The organism is Bradyrhizobium sp. (genome assembly GCF_049512235.1).
In the GTDB taxonomy this organism is placed as follows: domain Bacteria; phylum Pseudomonadota; class Alphaproteobacteria; order Rhizobiales; family Xanthobacteraceae; genus Bradyrhizobium.
In genome coordinates this window covers 1-18,697 of the sequence record NZ_JBEKXH010000086.1, presented here as the reverse complement: position 1 = coordinate 18,697, position 18,697 = coordinate 1, and the positions used below count along the sequence as shown (strand labels likewise).

At 63.5% G+C, this 18,697-nt stretch carries 15 protein-coding genes and 1 pseudogene; 8 read left to right on the top strand and 8 right to left on the bottom strand.

What is annotated here, in order from left to right; translation table 11 throughout:
* A pseudogene (locus ABSG20_RS10820) lies at nt 1-287 on the top strand (3-oxoacyl-ACP reductase); the annotation flags it as partial.
* A gap of 244 nt (nt 288-531) precedes the next feature.
* Nucleotides 532-1,827 (top strand): BaiN/RdsA family NAD(P)/FAD-dependent oxidoreductase, encoded by a 1,296-nt coding sequence (locus ABSG20_RS10815; RefSeq protein WP_423864496.1) that lies wholly within the window; start codon nt 532-534, stop codon nt 1,825-1,827.
* A 128-nt stretch (nt 1,828-1,955) separates the two neighbouring features.
* Here ABSG20_RS10815 and ABSG20_RS10810 read toward each other — a convergent pair whose 3' ends face one another.
* The 3 genes from ABSG20_RS10810 to ABSG20_RS10800 form a co-directional block, all read right to left on the bottom strand.
* Entirely contained in the window at nt 1,956-3,038 is a 1,083-nt protein-coding gene (locus tag ABSG20_RS10810) for a D-TA family PLP-dependent enzyme (RefSeq protein WP_423864495.1), read from the bottom strand.
* Between the two features lie 87 nt (nt 3,039-3,125).
* Nucleotides 3,126-4,937: an ABC-F family ATP-binding cassette domain-containing protein gene (locus tag ABSG20_RS10805; protein ID WP_423864494.1), complete on the bottom strand. Its 1,812-nt coding sequence runs from the start codon at nt 4,935-4,937 to the stop codon at nt 3,126-3,128.
* Nucleotides 4,938-4,948: 11 nt separating this feature from the next.
* Nucleotides 4,949-5,446, bottom strand: coding sequence for a YaiI/YqxD family protein (locus ABSG20_RS10800; RefSeq protein WP_423864493.1), 498 nt, complete (start codon nt 5,444-5,446; stop codon nt 4,949-4,951).
* Between the two features lie 166 nt (nt 5,447-5,612).
* On the opposite strand from ABSG20_RS10800, the gene ABSG20_RS10795 reads away from it, so the two are divergent.
* Nucleotides 5,613-6,413: a hypothetical protein gene (locus ABSG20_RS10795; RefSeq protein WP_423864492.1), complete on the top strand. Its 801-nt coding sequence runs from the start codon at nt 5,613-5,615 to the stop codon at nt 6,411-6,413.
* A gap of 192 nt (nt 6,414-6,605) precedes the next feature.
* On the opposite strand, the gene ABSG20_RS10790 is transcribed toward ABSG20_RS10795, so the two are convergent.
* Entirely contained in the window at nt 6,606-8,981 is a 2,376-nt protein-coding gene (locus ABSG20_RS10790) for a xanthine dehydrogenase family protein molybdopterin-binding subunit (RefSeq protein WP_423864491.1), read from the bottom strand.
* Between the two features lie 195 nt (nt 8,982-9,176).
* Between ABSG20_RS10790 and ABSG20_RS10785 the strand changes: the two genes are divergently transcribed.
* The gene (locus ABSG20_RS10785) at nt 9,177-10,310 is read left to right on the top strand and encodes a Ppx/GppA phosphatase family protein (RefSeq protein ID WP_423864490.1); all 1,134 of its coding nucleotides are present in this window, start codon (nt 9,177-9,179) and stop codon (nt 10,308-10,310) included.
* Nucleotides 10,311-10,360: 50 nt separating this feature from the next.
* Entirely contained in the window at nt 10,361-11,077 is a 717-nt protein-coding gene (locus ABSG20_RS10780; RefSeq protein ID WP_423864489.1) for an RlmE family RNA methyltransferase, read from the top strand.
* Between the two features lie 323 nt (nt 11,078-11,400).
* On the opposite strand, the gene ABSG20_RS10775 is transcribed toward ABSG20_RS10780, so the two are convergent.
* Nucleotides 11,401-12,873, bottom strand: coding sequence for an MFS transporter (locus tag ABSG20_RS10775; protein WP_423864488.1), 1,473 nt, complete (start codon nt 12,871-12,873; stop codon nt 11,401-11,403).
* Nucleotides 12,874-13,195: 322 nt separating this feature from the next.
* On the opposite strand from ABSG20_RS10775, the gene guaB reads away from it, so the two are divergent.
* The 3 genes from guaB to ABSG20_RS10760 all read left to right on the top strand — a co-directional run bounded on the left by guaB (nt 13,196) and on the right by ABSG20_RS10760 (nt 16,491).
* Nucleotides 13,196-14,692: an IMP dehydrogenase gene (gene guaB / locus ABSG20_RS10770; RefSeq protein WP_423864487.1), complete on the top strand. Its 1,497-nt coding sequence runs from the start codon at nt 13,196-13,198 to the stop codon at nt 14,690-14,692.
* Between the two features lie 130 nt (nt 14,693-14,822).
* Nucleotides 14,823-15,446, top strand: a complete 624-nt coding sequence (locus ABSG20_RS10765; RefSeq protein WP_423864486.1) for a hypothetical protein — start codon at nt 14,823-14,825, stop codon at nt 15,444-15,446.
* Nucleotides 15,447-15,465: 19 nt separating this feature from the next.
* Nucleotides 15,466-16,491, top strand: coding sequence for an NADPH-dependent curcumin/dihydrocurcumin reductase (locus ABSG20_RS10760; protein WP_423864485.1), 1,026 nt, complete (start codon nt 15,466-15,468; stop codon nt 16,489-16,491).
* A gap of 102 nt (nt 16,492-16,593) precedes the next feature.
* On the opposite strand, the gene ABSG20_RS10755 is transcribed toward ABSG20_RS10760, so the two are convergent.
* The 3 genes from ABSG20_RS10755 to hspB form a co-directional block, all read right to left on the bottom strand.
* Complete coding sequence (locus tag ABSG20_RS10755; protein WP_423864484.1) at nt 16,594-17,058, bottom strand: hypothetical protein; 465 nt, start codon at nt 17,056-17,058, stop codon at nt 16,594-16,596.
* 205 nt (nt 17,059-17,263) lie between these two features.
* Nucleotides 17,264-17,767 (bottom strand): Hsp20/alpha crystallin family protein, encoded by a 504-nt coding sequence (locus tag ABSG20_RS10750; protein ID WP_423864483.1) that lies wholly within the window; start codon nt 17,765-17,767, stop codon nt 17,264-17,266.
* Between the two features lie 87 nt (nt 17,768-17,854).
* Nucleotides 17,855-18,316, bottom strand: a complete 462-nt coding sequence (hspB, locus tag ABSG20_RS10745) for a small heat shock protein HspB (protein ID WP_423864497.1) — start codon at nt 18,314-18,316, stop codon at nt 17,855-17,857.
* Between the last annotated feature and the right edge of the window lie 381 nt (nt 18,317-18,697).

The following is an 18,697-nucleotide window of genomic DNA, read 5'->3' as shown; positions in this document are numbered from 1 at the left end:
TGGCGCTGATGCGGCCCGAAGCGATCACGCCGGCGGTGCTGTTTCTGCTCGGAGACGACGCGCCGACGCGCACCATCATGGGCGCGGGGGCGGGGTCCTTCGCCGTGATCAAAATCATGGAAAGCGAAGGCATCAACCTGCCGCCGTCCGACTGGAGTCCCGAAGCCGTCGCCGCGCATTTCGCCGAGATCAGCGACATGTCGCAGGCGAGGGCCCTGGAGGGCGCCTTCCAGCAGACCCAGAAATACGTCGGTCACGCCGCGGCACGGGCAGGCGTGAAGCTGTAAAGGGGCAATCCGCAGTTCTGTCTGCTGCGGCGCGAGTGAAACGAGTGAGCCCGGAATGATAGTCTCAAGCTCCCCTCCCTCCACGCGCATCGCGCGTGGCGGGGAGGGGTCGGGGTGGGGGGTGGCGCGGCGTTCACCGAAGCAGCGGTTCCTGCCGATAGACCCCCCACCCCCGACCCCACCCCACCGCGTCGCGGGGGGGAGGGGAGAACCAGATCCGATTCAATCGTTTTGACGGCTGGCTATGTCCGTGCCTGCTCCATCCCAGCCTCACGTCGCCATCATCGGCGCCGGTCCGGCTGGGCTGATGGCGGCTGAGGTGCTGGCCAATGGCGGTGCCAGCGTCACCGTCTACGATGCGATGCAGTCGGTGGGGCGCAAATTCCTGATGGCCGGGCGCGGCGGGCTCAACCTTTCGCATAGCGAGCCCCTGCCGCAATTCCTCACCCGTTATCGCGAGGCGATGCCGCATCTTTCCGCAGGGATCACAGCCTTTCCCCCGGACGCCTTGCGGGCGTGGAGCGAAGGCTTGGGCCAGCCGACCTTCGTCGGCTCCAGCGGCCGGGTTTTTCCAAAAACCTTCAAGGCCTCGCCGCTGCTGCGGGCGTGGCTCGTGCGGCTCAACGCTCTCGGCGTGCAATTCAAGCTGCGCCACCGCTGGACCGGCTGGGATGCGGAAGCACGTCTGGCCTTTCAGGCCCCCGGCGGACAGCATCTCGTCAAACCAAGAGCAACCGTGCTGGCGCTCGGCGGCGCCAGCTGGCCGCGGCTCGGGTCGGATGGAACCTGGGTCGAAATCCTCGCAGCCCAGGGCGTCACGATCTCGCCGCTTCGTCCGGCCAATTGCGGCTTCACCGTCGCATGGTCCGGGATCTTTCGCGATCGCTTCGAGGGCCGGCCGCTCAAGGGCATTGCGCTGTCATTTGGCCGGCGCAGCCTGCGCGGCGAAGCCGTGATCACGCGTACCGGGATCGAGGGCGGCGCCATCTATGCGCTCTCGGCTGAATTGCGCGAGGCCATCGCCAGTTCGGGGCGCGCAACCCTCCATATCGCGTTGCGACCCGATCTTGAGATCAGGCAGCTGATCGCGCGGCTGTCCGCGCCGCGCGGCAAGCAATCATTCTCAAACTGGCTGCGCAAGGCGGCGCAACTTTCCCCGGTTGCGATCGGCCTGTTGCAGGAGGCGGCCATTTTATCCGGGCGGTCGCTGCCGTCGTGTTCGCCGGATGAGCTTGCTGGATTGATCAATGCCGTGCCGGTGGAACTCGACGGCGCAGCGCCGATCGCGCGGGCCATTTCCACGGCTGGCGGGATCTCCTTTGGCGAACTCGATCCCGACTACATGATCCGCCGCCTGCCCGGCGTCTTCGCCGCCGGCGAGATGCTCGACTGGGAAGCACCGACCGGCGGCTATCTGCTACAGGCCACATTCGCGACCGGCGCGGCGGCGGCAGGAGGGGTGTTGAAGTGGCTCAGTACAGGGGCCGCCGCGGGCGAGCGGATAAGGGCCTTATTGCCCGGCGGAGAAGAAACCCGGTAACGACGTAAAGCGTCAGTTGACTCCGGTACGGACGATATCGTCGCTCAGCCGGACGTCCCGGGTGGTGATGTTTTGTCCGCCGAGCGACACCGGTGTCGAGAAGTAGCGGCCGGAGCCGAACTCGGCGATCACCGCAGCTTGCCGCGCGCCGCGACCGGCAGCGTGCCGATGATCTCGTCGCCGCGCACCATCACCACTTCATCCATCATGTTGACGACCACGCAGACATGGTTCGGCACGATCCGGACGACGTCGCCGACCTCGGGGCGGGTGTTGCTGCGCGCGAGGTCGAGAAAGCCGTGCTCTTCGGCGAAGCGAGCGATCCTGGCTTGGGGGTGTTCGAGGATCAGTCCATGGCCGTCGAGGCCGCCACCGGTATCGGAGGTCAGGGTTTTGGAGCCGGCGTCGAGAATGCCGCGATCGGCGCCGGCGCGGCTGACGACGGTCGAATAGATATGCAGCGCGCAATCGCTCCAGTCGGCGACGCCGGCGGCGACCTGCATCCGGTCGTTATAGATATAGGTTCCCGGCCGATGCTCGGTGGCACCCCTGAGTTTGCCGACGTTTTTCAGGTTCGGCGTGCCGCCGGTGGACACCATCTTCGCTTCGAGCCCGTGGCTGCGCACGCCGGCCAGCGCAGAATCGAAAAACCTCTGCGCCTCGGCCCAGCCGCTCTCGGTCGGATACAGCAGGAAGCCTGCGAAGATCAGCCCTTTCGAGGCGGCAATCTCGCGGGCCAGCGCGACCGCTTCCGCTGCGGTTTCGACGCCGGCGCGTTTGCGACCGGTGTCGCATTCGACTATGACCGGCAGTGGCCGGCCGGCTATCGCCGCGGCTTGCGGCAGGCCCGCAATCACAACCGTATTGTCGGCAGCGACCGTGATGTTGGTTTTGGCCTGCAGCGCGCCGAGCCGCGCCATTTTTTCCTCGCCGATCAGGTTGTAGCTGATCAGGATGTCATCGATGCCGGCCTCCGCCATGACCGCGGCTTCGCCGAGTTTCTGGCAGGTAATGCCCTTGGCGCCGGCGGCGATCTGCATCTTCGCCAATAGCGGACTCTTGTGGGTCTTGATGTGCGGGCGATTGGCGACGCCGGCGGCGTCGCAGGTGGCCTGGATCCGCGCGATGTTGCGTTCGACGCGGTCCATGTCGATGACCGCGGCGGGCGTGCCATAGTCACGGGCGATCTTGGCGGCGAGGGGCGTGGTCATGCCAACTCCATTGCTTGCTTACTCTTGATCGCAAACCGGTATCCACCCTCGGATCAACACCGAAAGCATGTTCTTGCAGAACAGCCCTCAAGCCTGCTCGATCTCTTCGCGTAAGACCTCAAGCTCCAGCCATTTGTCCTCGGCAGCCTCAAGCTCCTTCTGCGCGGTCGCGAGCGCAGCTGACGCGGTATCGAACTTCTTGCGGTCCTTCTTGTAGAGATTGGGGTCGTCAAGGTGCCGCTGCAGCTTTGCGATCTCGGCCTGCAATTGGGCGATCGTCTTGGGCAGTGTTTCCAGCGCGTGCTTTTCGTTGAAATTGAGCCGGCGTCTGGGTGTGGGCGAAGGGCCACCGCCGCTCGCTACCCTGTCGCGTTCGACCGCGGCTACCTTCACTGCTTCGCGCTTCAGGTCGGCGCCGCGCTGCGCCAGCATGTCGCTATAGCCGCCGGCATATTCGACCCAGCGGCCACAGCCCTCGGGCGCGATCACCGAGGTCACCACGCGGTCGAGGAAATCGCGGTCGTGGCTGATCAGGATCACGGTGCCCAGGTAATCGCCGAGCATTTCCTCCAGCACGTCGAGGGTTTCAAGATCGAGATCGTTGGTCGGCTCGTCGAGCACCAGCAGGTTGGACGGTTTTGCCAGCGCGCGCGCCAGCATCAGCCGCCCGCGCTCGCCGCCCGAGAGCACTTCGAGCGGCGTGCGCATCTGTTCCTGGGCGAACAGAAAGTCCTTCATGTAGCTGACGACGTGCTTGGGTTTGCCGCCGACCATGACATGATCGCCACGGCCGCCGGTCAGGGCTTCGGCCAGCGTGGATTTGGGATCGAGGCTTTCGCGATGCTGGTCGAGCGTTGCCATTTCGATGTTGGCGCCCAGCCTGATAACGCCGCTGTCGGGCGGCTTGGCGCCGGTCAGCATCTCGATCAGCGTGGTCTTGCCGGCGCCGTTCGGCCCAACGATGCCGATGCGGTCGCCGCGCTGGACGCGGATCGAGAAGCCATCGACGATTCGGCGGTCGCCATAGGTCCTGCTGATGCCCTTGGCTTCGATTACCAGCTTGCCGGATTTATCTGGCTCCGCGGCGGCCAGGTTGGCATCCCCGGCGGCGCCGCGATAAGTCCGCCGCTGCTCGCGCAGGGTGTAGAGATTGCCGAGCCGCTTGACGTTGCGCTTGCGGCGCCCGGAAACGCCGTAGCGCAACCAGTGCTCCTCGGTGACGATTTTGCGGTCGAGCTTGTGCTGGTCGCGTTCTTCCTCTGCCAACACTTCGTCGCGCCAGGCCTCGAACGAGGCAAAACCGCGGTCGATCTGCCTGATCTGGCCGCGATCGAGCCAGGCGGTAGAGCGCGACAGGTTCGACAGGAAGCGACGGTCGTGACTGATGATGACCAGCGCGCAGCGGCGGCTGTCGAGTTCGCTTTCCAGCCATTCAATCGTCGTGAGATCGAGATGATTGGTGGGCTCGTCGAGCAGCAAAATATCGGGCGAGGGCGCCAGTACCCGCGCCAGGGCGGTGCGGCGGGCTTCGCCGCCGGACAGTTGCGCCGGGTCTTCATCGCCGTGCAGCCCCAGTTGCTCCAGTACGTACCGCGCCTGATAGTGATCGTCGCCGGGCGCAAGCCCCGCCTCGACATAGGCGAGCGTCGTCGCGAATCCGGCAAAATCCGGCTCCTGCGGCAGATAGCGGATGGTCGCGCCGGGCTGCACGAAGCGGCTGCCATGATCGGGTTCGACCAGGCCGGCGGCGATCTTCAGCAGCGTCGTCTTGCCCGAGCCGTTGCGGCCGATCAGACAGACCCGCTCTGCCGCGGACACCGAGAGTTCGACGCCCGACAACAGCGGCGTGCCGCCGAAGGTCAGCGCGATGTCTTTCAACTGGATCAGCGGAGGCGCCATGGTTTTTCAGTTCAATTCTGGTTTGGCGCGGATGGCGCGGCGCGCTGGCGCTGGATGCGGCGGATGGTCTGATCGAGCGCCGACAGAAAGGCCGAGCGGTCGCGCGGGGCGAATGACCGGGGACCGCCGGTGACTTCGCCCGAGGAGCGTAGATCGGTCATCAGGTTGCGGACTGCAAGGGTCATCCCGATCGATTGTTCGGTAAACGGCTTGCCGTTCGGCGCGATCACCTCGGCCCCTCGCTTGACGCAGCGGCTCGCCAAGGGGATGTCGGAGGTGATCACGATGTCGCCTTTGCCCGCGCGCTCGGCGATCCAGTCGTCGGCGGCGTCCATGGCGGAACCCGCCGCGATCCGCTCGATCAGCGGATCCTGCGGCACCCGGATGAATTGGCCTGCGACCACGCTGACGGGCAGGCCGTGCCGGAGCGCGACGCGGTAGATTTCGTCTTTGACCGGGCAGGCATCGGCGTCGACATAGATGCGGGGTGTGCTCGAAATGGATGTCATCGGCTGCGAATTGGGTCTTTCAATGCGGCGTTTGCCCCTCGGTGCGCGTGGTACGCCATCGCCGCGCCGATTGCGAGCAAAACAGGGGGCGGGAACGTGCTTGCCACGGCATTTCCGTCGCGTACCATCATCGACCAGAATGGCGGCAAAAATCAGGGAAACAGCCATGACCAGCCGGCTCGAAACCTACCGCGTCCAAGCCTACAACACCGCAAGGCTCTCCGAGAACAAGATGCACGACGACAGCGTCGCGCGCCGTTTCGGGTTCTCAGGCGCCCTGGTGCCCGGTGTCGACGTGATGGCCTATATGATGCATCTTCCGGTGGCAAAATGGCGCCGCGCCTTTCTCGAACACGGGCTGATCGAGGCGCGGTTTGTCAAACCGGTCTATGACGGCGAAATTGTCAATGTCACGGCCGAAGAGAGCCGTGGGGCGCTTTCCATTGCAGTCGAAAGCCGGGGCCAGCTTTGCGCCACCGGCACCGCGTCGTTGCCCACGTCCACATCCTTGGTCTCGATTGCAGATTTTCCCGAGACCGCGGCGGTGGCGGAACGCAGGCCGGTGAATGCGACGTCGTATGAACTCGACAAATGGCTCGGCACCGTGCCATGCGCCTTTTCCGGAGCGGCGGCACAGGAATATCTGGCGGACATTCGCGAGCGTGATGCGATTTATGTCAGCGAAGGACTTGGTCATCCCGGCCTGTTTCAGCGAGTGATGAACAAGGTGCTGGTCGACAACGCGATCCTCGGCCCCTGGATACATGTCGGTAGCCGCATGCAGCTTTTGTCAGCCGCTGCGACCGGCGATGAATTGACCGCGCGTGCGCGCGTCACCGGCAATTATGAAAAGAAAGGCCATCGCTTCGTCGAGCTCGACGCGCTGGTTGTCGCCAACGGCCATACGCCTTTGGCGCATTGCCAGCACGTCGCGATCTACCAGCCGCGCGAACAGGCGGCGGCGTAGGATCGTAAGAGAGCGCAGGAACCCGCCCGTACTCTGGTCGTCATCCTCCGCGAAAGCCGGGGATCCAGTACGCCGCGGCCCTTCGGTTCTATCGCTGCTGCTCTGGAATACTGGGTCGCCCGGTCAAGCCGGGCGATGACGATCTGTGCGTGGCTACGCCACGTTCCGCTTCGCGTGGCTTAATGCTTGTGGCTACGCCACCTTCGCCTTCGCATCCCTGATCGCGCGCCAGACGCGCTCGGGCGTCAGCGGCATGTCGATGTGGGTGATGCCGTATTCCGTCAGCGCATCGAGCACCGCGTTGACGATGGTGGAGAGACTGCCGGCGCAGCCGGCCTCGCCGCAGCCTTTGGTACCGAGCGGGTTGGATTTGGCCGGCACCGGATGATCGCCGACTTCCATCATCGGGATGTCCCCGGCGCGGGGCAGCGCATAGTCCATGAAGGATCCCGTGATCGGCTGGCCGCTTTCGTCGTAGCTGACGCACTCCATCAGCGCCTGTCCGATACCCTGCGCGACGCCGCCATGCATCTGGCCGGCAACCAGCATCGGATTGACGATGGTGCCGAAATCGTTGACGCCGGCATAGCGGACGATCTGAACGATGCCGGTTTCCGGATCGATCTCGACCTCCGCGACATGGCAGCCATTGGGAAAGGTCGATGGCACCGGCTCGGTGGTGTGGTCGACGTCGAGCGAGGACGGCACGCCTTCAGGCATCTTGCCTTCGCGCATCGCCCGCGCGAGCTCGATGATATCGATGCTGCGATCGGTGCCGGCGATGGTGAAACGGCCATCGCCGAATTCGATGTCGCCCTCGGCGGCCTCCATCAGATGCGCCGCCGCGCGCTTGCCCTTTTCGATGATCAGCCTGGAGGCTTCCACGATCGCCATGCCGCTGGCGGTGATCGAGCGCGAGCCGCCGGTGCCACTGCCGGTGTGCACGATGTCGCTGTCGCCCTGTTCGAGTTTTACGCTCTCGAAGGGGACACCGAGTTGCGCGCTGAGCACCTGGGCGAAGGGCGTGGCGTGACCCTGACCGTAGTCGAGCGTGCCGGTGATCAGCCGCACCGAACCGTCGGCCTCAAACACGATCTTGCCGAGTTCGACGCCGGGAGGTGCCGTGACTTCGAGATAGGAGCCGATCGCAATGCCCCGCAGCCTGCCGCGCTTGCGGCTCTCCTTTCTGCGCTTGGCGAAATTGGCGTAATCCGAGATCTCGAGCGCCTTGTTGAAGACGCCCTGGAAGTCGCCGCTGTCATAGGTGACCCCGGACGACGCCGAAAACGGCATCTGCGCGGGTTTGATGAAATTGCGCTTGCGCAAGCTCAGCCGGTCGATGCCCATTTCGTCGGCGGCGCGGTCGATCAGGCGCTCCATATAGTAGTTGGCCTCGGGGCGTCCGGCGCCGCGATAGGCGCCCATCAGCGTGGTGTTGGTGAGCACGGTCTTGATGTCGACGCTCATCAGGGGCGTGCGATAGACGCTGGCGAGATTCTTGCCGACGTTGAGGGACAGCGGACTGGGCGCGACGCCGGTAATATAGGCGCCGAGATTGCCGTAGCCGGAGATCCTGACCGCGAGGAACCTGCCCTCGCTGTCGAGCGCCAGTTCGCAATGCATTTGCCCGGCGCGGCCATGGCTGTCCGACAGAAAGCTGGTGGAGCGCTCGTCGGTCCATTTCACCGGACGGCCCAGCGCCTTCGCCGCGTGCAGGATGCAGACATATTCGGGATAGTTGATGTTCTTCATGCCGAACGAGCCGCCGACATTGGCGGTCAAGAGGTGAACCTTCTCGTTCGGAACTTTGAGGATGTTTTTGGCGAGGTTCATCCGATTGCCGGCGACGCCCTGGGTTGGAACCTGAATGGTGTAGCGCGCGCTCGCTTGGTCGTAGGAGGCGAGCGCTGCGCGCGGTTCCATCGCCACCACGGCGACGCGGGTGTTGACGATGTCGAGTTTTGTGACATGGGCGGCGCTGGCAAAGGCGGCCTCGACCTTGGCGGTGTCGCCGTAGTGATAATCCAGCGCCACATTGTTGGGGATGTGATCGTAGAGCTGCGGCGCGCCGGGTTTGGCCGCGGCCTCGGCGCTGGTCACGGCAGGCAACGGATCGATATCGACGACCACGGCCTCGGCGGCGTCGCGGGCCTGGCTTAAGGTTCCGGCAACCACGAAGGCCACGGGATCGCCGACGTAACGCACCTTGTCGGTCATCAGCGCGGTGCGGTTGGTCTGCAACAGCGGCGAGCCATCGCGGTTTTTCAGCGGCAGTCCGCAGGTGAAGGGGCCGTAATTGGCCGCCGTGAGATCGGCACCGGTCCAGACCCCGAGCACGCCGGGCATGGATCTGGCGGCTGCGGTGTCGATCCCGCGGATCACCCCGTGGGCGTGGCTGGAGCGCACGATAAAGGCATAGGCCTGGCCGGGGAGATTGAAATCGTCGGTGTATTTGCCCTTGCCGCGCACCAGCGTGTCGTCCTCCTTGCGGCGGACCGGTTGCCCGACACCGAATTTTTGCAGTGCAATAGCGTTTTCCAGAGACGACGGGGGCGTGCGATCTTGCATGAAATGGGACCTGAAATGCCGGATTTTGCGCCGTTTTGCGGCTTGCCTTGAGATAACGCACCCGTTTGCGGACGACAACGCCTGATTAGGCATGGTCCCATGTGAACGGCTGTTGCGCCGCCCCTTGGCGCTGCTAAAGTTTCCGTGAACGGAAAATTCCTCGTCGGCTGACCAAGCCGGGGAAAGACAATCTGGATGAACCATGAAACGTGGCTTCGCGACGGCCCTGGGCTGCGCGGAGACGACGAAGACCACGGGCCGCCTGGTGGCGTCGGAAGCCTGCTGCGCGGCGGGGATCTGGTCGCGGTGTCCGGCGTGAGTGCGCCGGCGGCGATCTGTTCGCCCGTCCCGGGAAGTGGGGTCTACGCGGCGCTTGACCTTGGAACCAATAATTGCCGCCTGCTGATCGCCGCTCCCGCGGGCGATGGATTTCGTGTGGTCGATTCGTTTTCGCGGATCATCCGCCTCGGCGAGGGCATCTCGGCGACCGGCCGCATCAGCGAGGCCGCGATCGAACGCGCCATCACCGCGTTGAGCATTTGCCGCGACAAGATCAGGTCCCGCAAGGCTGGGCGACTGCGGCTGATCGCAACCGAAGCCTGCCGCGCGGCATCGAACGCCGACGGCTTTCGGGAACGGGTTGCCGCGGAGACCGGCATCTACCTGGAGGTGATCGATCGCGAAACCGAGGCGGCGCTTGCCGTCACCGGCTGCTCGCCGCTCGTCGATCACACCGGGCGCGGCGCCATTCTGTTCGATATCGGCGGCGGATCGACCGAACTGGTGCGGATCGAGCGCGATCCGGGCGAGCGAAATGCCGCGCCGCGCATCAAGGCATGGATGTCGATCCCACTCGGCGTCGTCAAACTGGCCGAGCATTTCGGCGGCAGGGACGTCAGCGCGCAATGCTATGCGCGGATGGTGCAGGAGGTCACGCAGCATGTCGCACCGTTCGCGGCCGAACACGGCGCCGATCTCAGGGATCTGCATCTGCTGGGCACCTCGGGCACGGTGACGACGCTGGCTGGCGTTCACCTCAATCTGGCGCGCTACGATCGCCGCCGGATCGATGGCGTCTGGATGAGCGATTCGGATATCACGGCGACCATCGCGCGCCTGCTCGGCATGAACTACAAGGCACGGGTCAACAATAATTGCATCAGCGTCGAGCGCGCCGATCTGGTGCTGGCCGGCTGCGCCATTCTCGATGCGATCCGCCATGCCTTTCCGCTGCCGCGGCTCCGCGTTGCCGACCGCGGCCTGCGCGAGGGCATGCTGGTCGAGATGATGCGCGAGGATGGCGCGATCCGTGGATGTCGACAGGCGTAGCGGTCGTCGATGTGCTAGAGCCATCGTTGATTCCGAGGCAATCAAACCGTATGGCGAAAGACTCAACGGGCCGGCTGCACGTCACGGTCAAGACCGGGGGCAAGCGCAAGCTGTCGTCAAAACTGTGGCTGGAGCGGCAGCTCAACGATCCCTATGTGGCGCGGGCCAAACGCGACGGATTGCGCTCACGCGCCGCCTACAAGCTGATCGAAATCGACGACAAGTACCATTTCCTCAAACCCGGCATCACCGTGGTCGATCTCGGAGCGGCGCCCGGCGGCTGGAGCCAGGTCGCGGCCAAACGGGTCGGCGCCGCCGAAGGCAAAGGCAGGGTGATCGCGATCGATCTCCTGGATATGCCGGAGATATCAGGCGTCAGCTTTGCGCGGCTCGATTTTCTCAGCCACGACGCGCCTGCGAGATTGCTGGAGATGATTGGCGGCCGGGCCGAATTGGTGCTGTCCGACATGGCCGCCAACACCACCGGCCATCGCAAGACCGACCAGTTGCGCATCCTCGGCCTGGTCGAAGGCGCCGCCGCCTTTGCCGCCGACGTGCTGAAGCCCGGCGGCACCTTCGTTGCAAAAGTCTTTCAGAGCGGCGCCGATGCGGCGCTGATGACGCAGCTCAAGCGCGATTTTGCCAGCGTCAAACACGTCAAGCCGGCATCGAGCCGGCAGGACTCCTCCGAGCGCTACGTGCTGGCGATGGGATTTCGCGGCGTGACGCCAGATCCGCGCGGCGGTTTGACGCCATCGTGTGGATGACAGCGAGCGTGGCGCGTAGCCCGGATGAGCGAAGCGATATCCGGGATCTTTCGCGTCAGCAATGGTTCCCGCATATCGCCAGCGCTCATGCGGGCTACTTGCTTGACTATCGTCCCGCTGAAACCGAGGACCTCAAAACTATTGAATCGGATCTGCTTCTCCCCTCCCTCCGCGAAGCGGTGGGAAGGGGTCGGGGGGTCCATCCGCGGGAACCGCTGCTTCGGTGAACGTCTTGCCACCCCACCCCCGACCCCTCCCCACCACGCGCGATGCGCGTGGGGGGAGGGGAGCTTATGACCTGATTCCGGAAGTCGGGCTTGGGCTCATCCCAGCCGCTGATCCCTGGCCGTGATGGCTTCGCTCGCCGCCTCTTCCTCCGCTTCGGGTTCGCGGGTCGGGTCCGTGATCACCAGCGTCCGCCGTCCGGAGATCTGATGACCGGCATCGGCCGGCATCTGGTAGAAAAAGTACGTCGAGATCGTCGAGATGATCGCAACCACGATGAAGCCCGGCGGGAAATCCACAGCGCTCAGCTCGCTGACGTGGCGCACCAGCATGGTGGTCTCCACCGAGAACGCGCCGACCGCGACGCCGGCGGAAAGCGCCAGCTGCTGGTTGACGCTGACCAGAGTGGTGGCGCGGCTCATCTGCGCCGGCTCGACATCGGCATAGGCAACGGTGTTGATAGCGGTGAACTGCAGCGAGCGGAAAAAGCCGCCGACCACCAGAATAATCATGATCAATAGCAGCGGCGTCGCCGCCGTGAACAGCGCGCAGGCGGCGAGGAACACCGAACTCACGACCGCATTGATCACCATGATGTTGCGAAAGCCGAAGGTCTTGATGAGGCGGGCCGCCAGCGTCTTCATACCCATGGCGCCGACCGCGGAGGCGAACGTCACCAGTCCGGATTTGAACGGCGACAGGCCGAATCCGACCTGCATCAATAGCGGCAGCAGAAACGGCAGTGCACCGATGCCGAGACGAAACAGAAAGCCGCCGAGGATGCTGGCGCGCATCGTCGGCAGCCGCAACAGCCCAAAATCCAGCACGGGAGAAGCCGTTCGCCTGGCATGAATCAGATAGAGCGTCATGGAAATGATGCCGATCCCGACCAGCGCGATGACAACTGTCCACGGCAGCAGATTGAGCCCTGCCACCGAAAGCCCGAACGCGATACCGGCAAGGCCAATTCCCGCCAGCACCAGCCCGTAGAGATCGAAGCGCTCTGGGTCCAGGCTGCGGATCGGATCGATGTAGCGCAGCGCCATGAAGATGCCGAGCAGGCCGATCGGGATGTTGATCAGGAAGATCCAGTGCCAGGAGAAATAGGTGGTGATGAAGCCGCCGAGCGGCGGACCGATCACCGGGCCGACCAGCGCCGGCACGGTGACCCAGGCCATCGCATTGACCAGCGCGCTCTTGTCGATCGTGCGCAACAGCACCAGCCGCCCGACCGGCGTCATCATCGCCCCACCGAGGCCCTGCAGGATGCGCGCGATCACGAAATCGGTAACGGAGGAGGACAGCGCGCAGCCGATCGAGCCCACCATGAAGACGGCGATGGCGAGGCTGAACACCATGCGGGCACCGAAGCGGTCGGCGGTCCAGCCGCTCGCCGGAATGAAGACGGCGAGCGACAGCAGATAGGAGGTGATGGCGAGTTTCAGCGTCAGCGGACTGGTGCCGATATCGGCGGCAATCGCCGGCAGCGAGGTCGCGATCACAGTCGAATCCATGTTCTCCATGAACAGGGCGGTGGCCACAATGAGTGGGATCAGGCGTTCTTTGTTCATCGAGATGCGCAGGCAGGCAAAGAGAGGGAAGCAGCGGGAGAGGGGGCTGTATCACCCTGGTGTCAAGCAGGCCATTGCGGAACCCGGAAAAGCAACCTAAATCCCGCGTGAATCTACCGCCAGTGCGGTTCGCGTTCGACTTATCCGCGCTGAATTTGGATTTGAGGCTTGAGCCCCTTTGAATCGTCATGGGGCCATGCTATCGACCGCCGCCAACCCTATCGATGGGCTCGATTCGACGGTGATGCCGATGGCATCGCCGGAGTCCCGTTCATCCCGAGGTTCTTAGCGGCGGCGATGGTGCCGTTGAATGGAGTTGGCGATGGCGGCTGTGCAGGGACTTCAGGGGATACGGGAAGCCTTTACGTTCGACGACGTGCTTCTGCGGCCGGGCCTGTCCGATATCCTGCCATCCGATGCCGACATCCGCTCCCGCGTCACCCGCGCCATTGCGCTCAACATTCCGATCATTGCGTCCGCGATGGATACCGTGACCGAGGCGCGCATGGCGATCGCCATGGCGCAGGCCGGCGGTGTCGGCGTCATCCATCGCAATTTCGATGTCGAGGGGCAGGCCGCCCAGGTGCGGCAGGTCAAGAAGTATGAATCCGGAATGGTGGTCAATCCCCTGACCATCGGTCCCGACGCGATGCTGTCGGACGCGCTGACGCTGATGAAGGATCACGGCTTTTCCGGCATTCCGGTGGTCACCGGCGCGGCCAAGGGCGTCCCGGGCAGGCTGGTCGGCATTCTCACCAACCGCGACGTACGCTTCGCGACCGACCCGCAGCAGAAAATTTCCGAGCTGATGACGCATGATAAGCTGGTGACGGTGCGCGAAGGCGTCAGCCAGGACGAGGCGAAGCGGATGCTGCACCAGCACCGGATCGAGAAGCTGCTGGTGGTCGACGATCAATACCGCTGCGTCGGACTGATCACGGTGAAAGACATGGAAAAGGCGGTGGCGCATCCGCTCGCCAGCAAGGATGCGCAAGGGCGCTTGCGGGTCGCGGCCGCGACCACCGTCGGCGAGGGCGGCTTTGAGCGGACCGAGCGGCTGATCGACGCCGGCGTCGATCTGATCGTGGTGGATACCGCGCACGGCCATTCCTCGCGGGTGCTGGAGGCCGTCAACCGCATCAAACGGCTGTCCAATGCCGTGCAGGTCATCGCCGGCAATATCGCGACGCAAGAAGGCGCCCAGGCGCTGATCGATGCCGGTGCCGACGCCATCAAGGTCGGCATCGGTCCGGGCTCGATCTGCACCACCCGGATTGTCGCCGGCGTCGGCGTACCGCAACTGACCGCGATCATGGATGCGGTCGAAGCCGCGAAGAAAGCCGACATTCCGGTGATTGCCGATGGCGGCATCAAATATTCCGGCGACCTCGCCAAGGCGCTCGCCGCCGGCGCCGACATTGTCATGGTCGGTTCCCTGCTCGCCGGCACCGACGAGACCCCGGGCGAAGTATTTCTGTGGCAGGGCCGCTCCTACAAGGCCTATCGCGGAATGGGTTCGGTGGGCGCGATGGCGCGCGGTTCGGCCGATCGTTACTTTCAGCAGGATATCAAGGATACGCTCAAGCTGGTGCCGGAGGGGATCGAGGGGCAGGTGCCCTACAAGGGCCCGGTCGGCAACGTCATGCATCAGCTGGCGGGCGGCCTGCGCGCGGCGATGGGCTATGTCGGTGCGCGCAATCTGGCCGAGTTCCACGAGAAGGCGCAATTTGTCCGCATTACCGGATCGGGTCTACGCGAGAGCCACGTTCACGATGTCACCATCACCCGCGAAAGCCCGAATTACCCCGGCGGGGTATAGTTTTGTAGGGTGGGTTGAGCTCTTCGCGAAACCCACCAATTCGCTGCGATGGGTTTCGTGACCAGTTCGGACGTGCGTCCGATCTGGTCACTCTACCCATCCTACAAGTGATCAGGACTGGAATTCCATGATGGTCGATTGGTCGGATGACAGGGTTGCCGCGCTTTCAGACCAGGATCTCAGGAATCTAAAGGTCAATGCCGAGCGGAAATCCGTGGCCGGCGTCGTCGCGCAATGCCAGGCCGAGATGGAAAAGCGGGATGCCGCAAAGCAAGGCAAAGCGGCAAAACCGCGCACGGAAATAAAGGAATTCGAGCACGCAATGTCCGCGCATCTTGCCGCTGTCGGCAAACAGATGGCCGAGAAATACGATCTGTCCGAGGAAACCGCGAAAGCAAGGTCGACCGGGGTGAAGGGATTCCGGTCGCACAAGCTTCTGGATGCCAAAGGCTACGCCAAGCTCGGCGGACATCAGCGCGACGGCACGGTCGCGGTTGACCGCTATATCTCATACAGGCGGGGCAACGATATCGTGTCGCTGGGAGTCTGGCTGTCAAAGGACGCGCCGATCGAGGACCATGAGTTCCACGTCGGCGCGCCGACCGAAATGATCGAGGGCGGCAAGACCTTCGCGGAAGTGCGGCCAGGCATTACGGAAAAAGATCCACAGCAATACCGCCGCATCCGCGCCTTCAAGGATCTGTCGAGTGCTGCGGCGGCGTTCGACGCGGCGCTGGCGAAAATCACCGTCTGAAAACCGGAGGAAACCAACAATGTCCCAACAGGCAAAACGCGTCGTTCTCGTCTCTCGTCCCAAAGGCGAGCCCAAGGCGTCGGATTTTCGCGTCGAGGAGTACGCCCTGCCGGCGCCGGGCCAGGGTCAGGTACTGCTGCGCACGATCTGGCTGTCGCTCGATCCCTATATGCGCGGGCGCATGAGCGAGGGTCCGTCCTATGCCGCGCCAGTGCCGATCGGCGGGGTGATGGAGGGCGGCACGGTATGCGAGGTGATCGCCTCGAACCATCCGGGTTTTGTCAGAGGTGACATCGTTCTCGGCCGTGCCGGCTGGCAGACGCATGCGCTGTCGGACGGCAAGGATCTGCGCAAAATCGATGCCGCGCTCGGGCCTGTCTCGACCGCGCTGGGCGTGCTCGGCATGCCCGGAATGACCGCTTACACCGGGCTCTTGGATATCGGCAAGCCGCAGCCTAAGGAAACCGTTGTCGTTGCGGCGGCATCGGGCGCCGTGGGCTCCGCGGTCGGGCAAATTGCTGGAATCAAGGGGGCGCGCGCGGTCGGCATCGCCGGCGGCAAGGACAAATGCGATTACGTCAAAAGCGAGCTCGGCTTCGACGACTGCCTCGATCACCGCGATCCCGATCTCTCCGCGAAACTGAAGGAAGCCTGTCCTGATGGTATCGACGTCTATTTCGAGAATGTCGGCGGCGAGGTGTTCGAGGCGGTGTTTCCGCATCTGAATGCGTTCGCGCGGGTGCCGGTGTGCGGCCTGATCGCGCAGTACAACGACACCGCGCCATCGGTGCCGAAGTGGGCGCCATCGCTGATGCGTTCGGTATTGACCAAGCGCCTGACGATCAGAGGCTTCATCGTCAGCGATTTCGCCGCCCGTCATGGCGACTTCCTGCGCGACATGTCGCAGTGGCTGCGCGAGGGCAAGCTCAAGCACCGCGAATTCGTCACCGAGGGCCTCGACCGCGCGCCCGCCGCCTTCATGGGCCTTCTTAAGGGCGCCAATTTCGGCAAGCAACTGGTGCGCGTCGGACCGGACCGGGCGTAAGCTGTGGCGCACGAGGCCGACGCCGGCCGAACCCGTCGCATGGCCTGGCGACAGATAATTGCGGCGTTGTTGGCGATGGCCGCTCAACATCGGCGAAGCCGCTTATTCCAACTCAATTTGCGTTTGAACAGACCGGACGACCCGTTCAAAGGCAGCTTTGGCCGGCTGATCGTCGGTAGTCCACTCCATTGTCCAATTCGGCTGACCCTCCAACTTCTTGAATGTGGCGATTTCGTAAGCACCCCCGGCGCGCGAAATTGACGCCTTGAGCGTTGGATGGTCATGGATCAAGGACCAAACTCTCGCTTCGATCTCGCGTCGGGCCGCCTTGACCGGATGCAGTTCGTATTTTGCCTGGAGGTCGCTGGCGATCTGGTCGAGGCGCGCGAAGCAAGCCACCGATACTTTGTTGTCCTTGCCGGCGATCCCAAAGCCCCAATTTGCATCGGGGCGTGGCGTAGGGCCAAATATGAAAAGATCCTCCAGCTCGCTGCACTCTTCGTGGTTGCGAGCGACCGCCAGCATCATCTGGCGCAGTTCCTCTCCACTCCTTCGTTCCTTGACCACCTGGCATCTCCGTGCATGCAATTCATAAAGCCGGCCTTCACAGATGCGTTTGGGCTCGCGTCGCATGTTTCGTCCCAAAACGGTCGTATCATGCCCCGTGCGTTCCTCTTATTGATCGGCCACGCGTTGGTGAGTGACGGGTCGTACAGGCGGAATTTAGTTCGTCCGGGCGTTCACTGATCGAACGCCCGAACGTTGGAAATTGTCAGCTATTGCGATTTATCGCGATGCGACGAACATTCTTCGCTTCGGCGGATTTCGGCACTGTTATCGTCAGTATGCCGTTCTTGAACGCGGCCGAGACTTTGTCCTCATCGACGTCCTCCAGCGTTATGCGCCGTTCGAAGCGGCCAAAGTACCGCTCGCTGAAACGACGGGCCTTATCTTCCGATTGGGATTTCTTCTCGCCGGAGATCGAAAGAACGCCGTTTGCGATTTCCAGGCTGACGTCCTTCTCCTCAAGACCGGGCAACTCAGCGGTGATGCGCACCTCCTTGTCCGTTTCATCGATGTCGATCTGGGGCCAGCCGAACCCTTCCAGGGTCCGAGAGGTTGTCCCGAACGGGGCAAGATCGAACCCGCGAAATACATCGTCGAACATGCGATTCATTTCGCGATGCAACGCGAAGAACGGATTTACGTCGGTACCTCGGTGGAGGCCGACCTCGCGGCCCCTGTTATTCCAGGGAATGAGATCCTTGATGGCCATGATGTGTTCTCCTTCAATCAAGCGACTTCCGCCGCGGAGGGACCGCCGCGGAAGTCAGTTTGCCGATGCAGATGTGTCGCGCCGCGGTCAGGCCGCTTTGCCGTCGATCTGTCGGACGTTCGAGGCGGACGAACCGGCGATCGAAATCCGGCGCGGCTTCATGGCCTCCGGGACCTCGCGCACCAGCTCGATCTGCAGCAAGCCGTTATCGAACGCGGCTCCCTTGACCTGGACATAGTCCGCCAGATTGAACTGCCGCTTGAACGGCCGCGAAGAAATTCCCTGGTGCAGGAACTCGCGCTGTTGTTTTTCCGCCTTTCGACCTTCCACGGTCAGCACGCTTTGTTCTGCGGTGATTGCGATTTCGTCCGGTGAGAAACCGGCGATCGCCAGCGAGATCTGATAGCGGTCTTCGCCCAGGCGCTCGACGTTGCACGGGGGATAATTGTCCTCCGTGCCGGCCTGTTGCGCCGCGTCCACAAGATCGAACAGGCGGTCAAAGCCGATGGTCGACCGCCAAAGGGGGGCAAAATCGTAGGTAGTCCTCATAGCCAAATCCTCCGTTGAGCAAGATGGGTACGAGCGGGCGTCGGACACCTCCGGCGCCCGTCTCTGCCGGGCCCCCGAAGGGCGCCCGGACCGCTTACCGCGGCACGAAAAAACGTAGAAAAAGCCAATCTGATTTCAAGAGGGAGACTGAAATCAATTTTCGATCGACCTTCCGGACGACGCCGCGCAAAAAATGCACATGCCCGGCGGGCTAAATCTGGTGATTCGCCTGTCAAGACCCATATGAAAAAATATTTATGTTTACTTTTTGTTCGAATCAGTTTAGGGTCACCCCTGTCTCGTTCCAGATGAGGGGCGTATCGCGATCGTCAGACACGCGGGATGAGATGCGGTGGACGCGGCAGCGTCGGGCTGGCCATG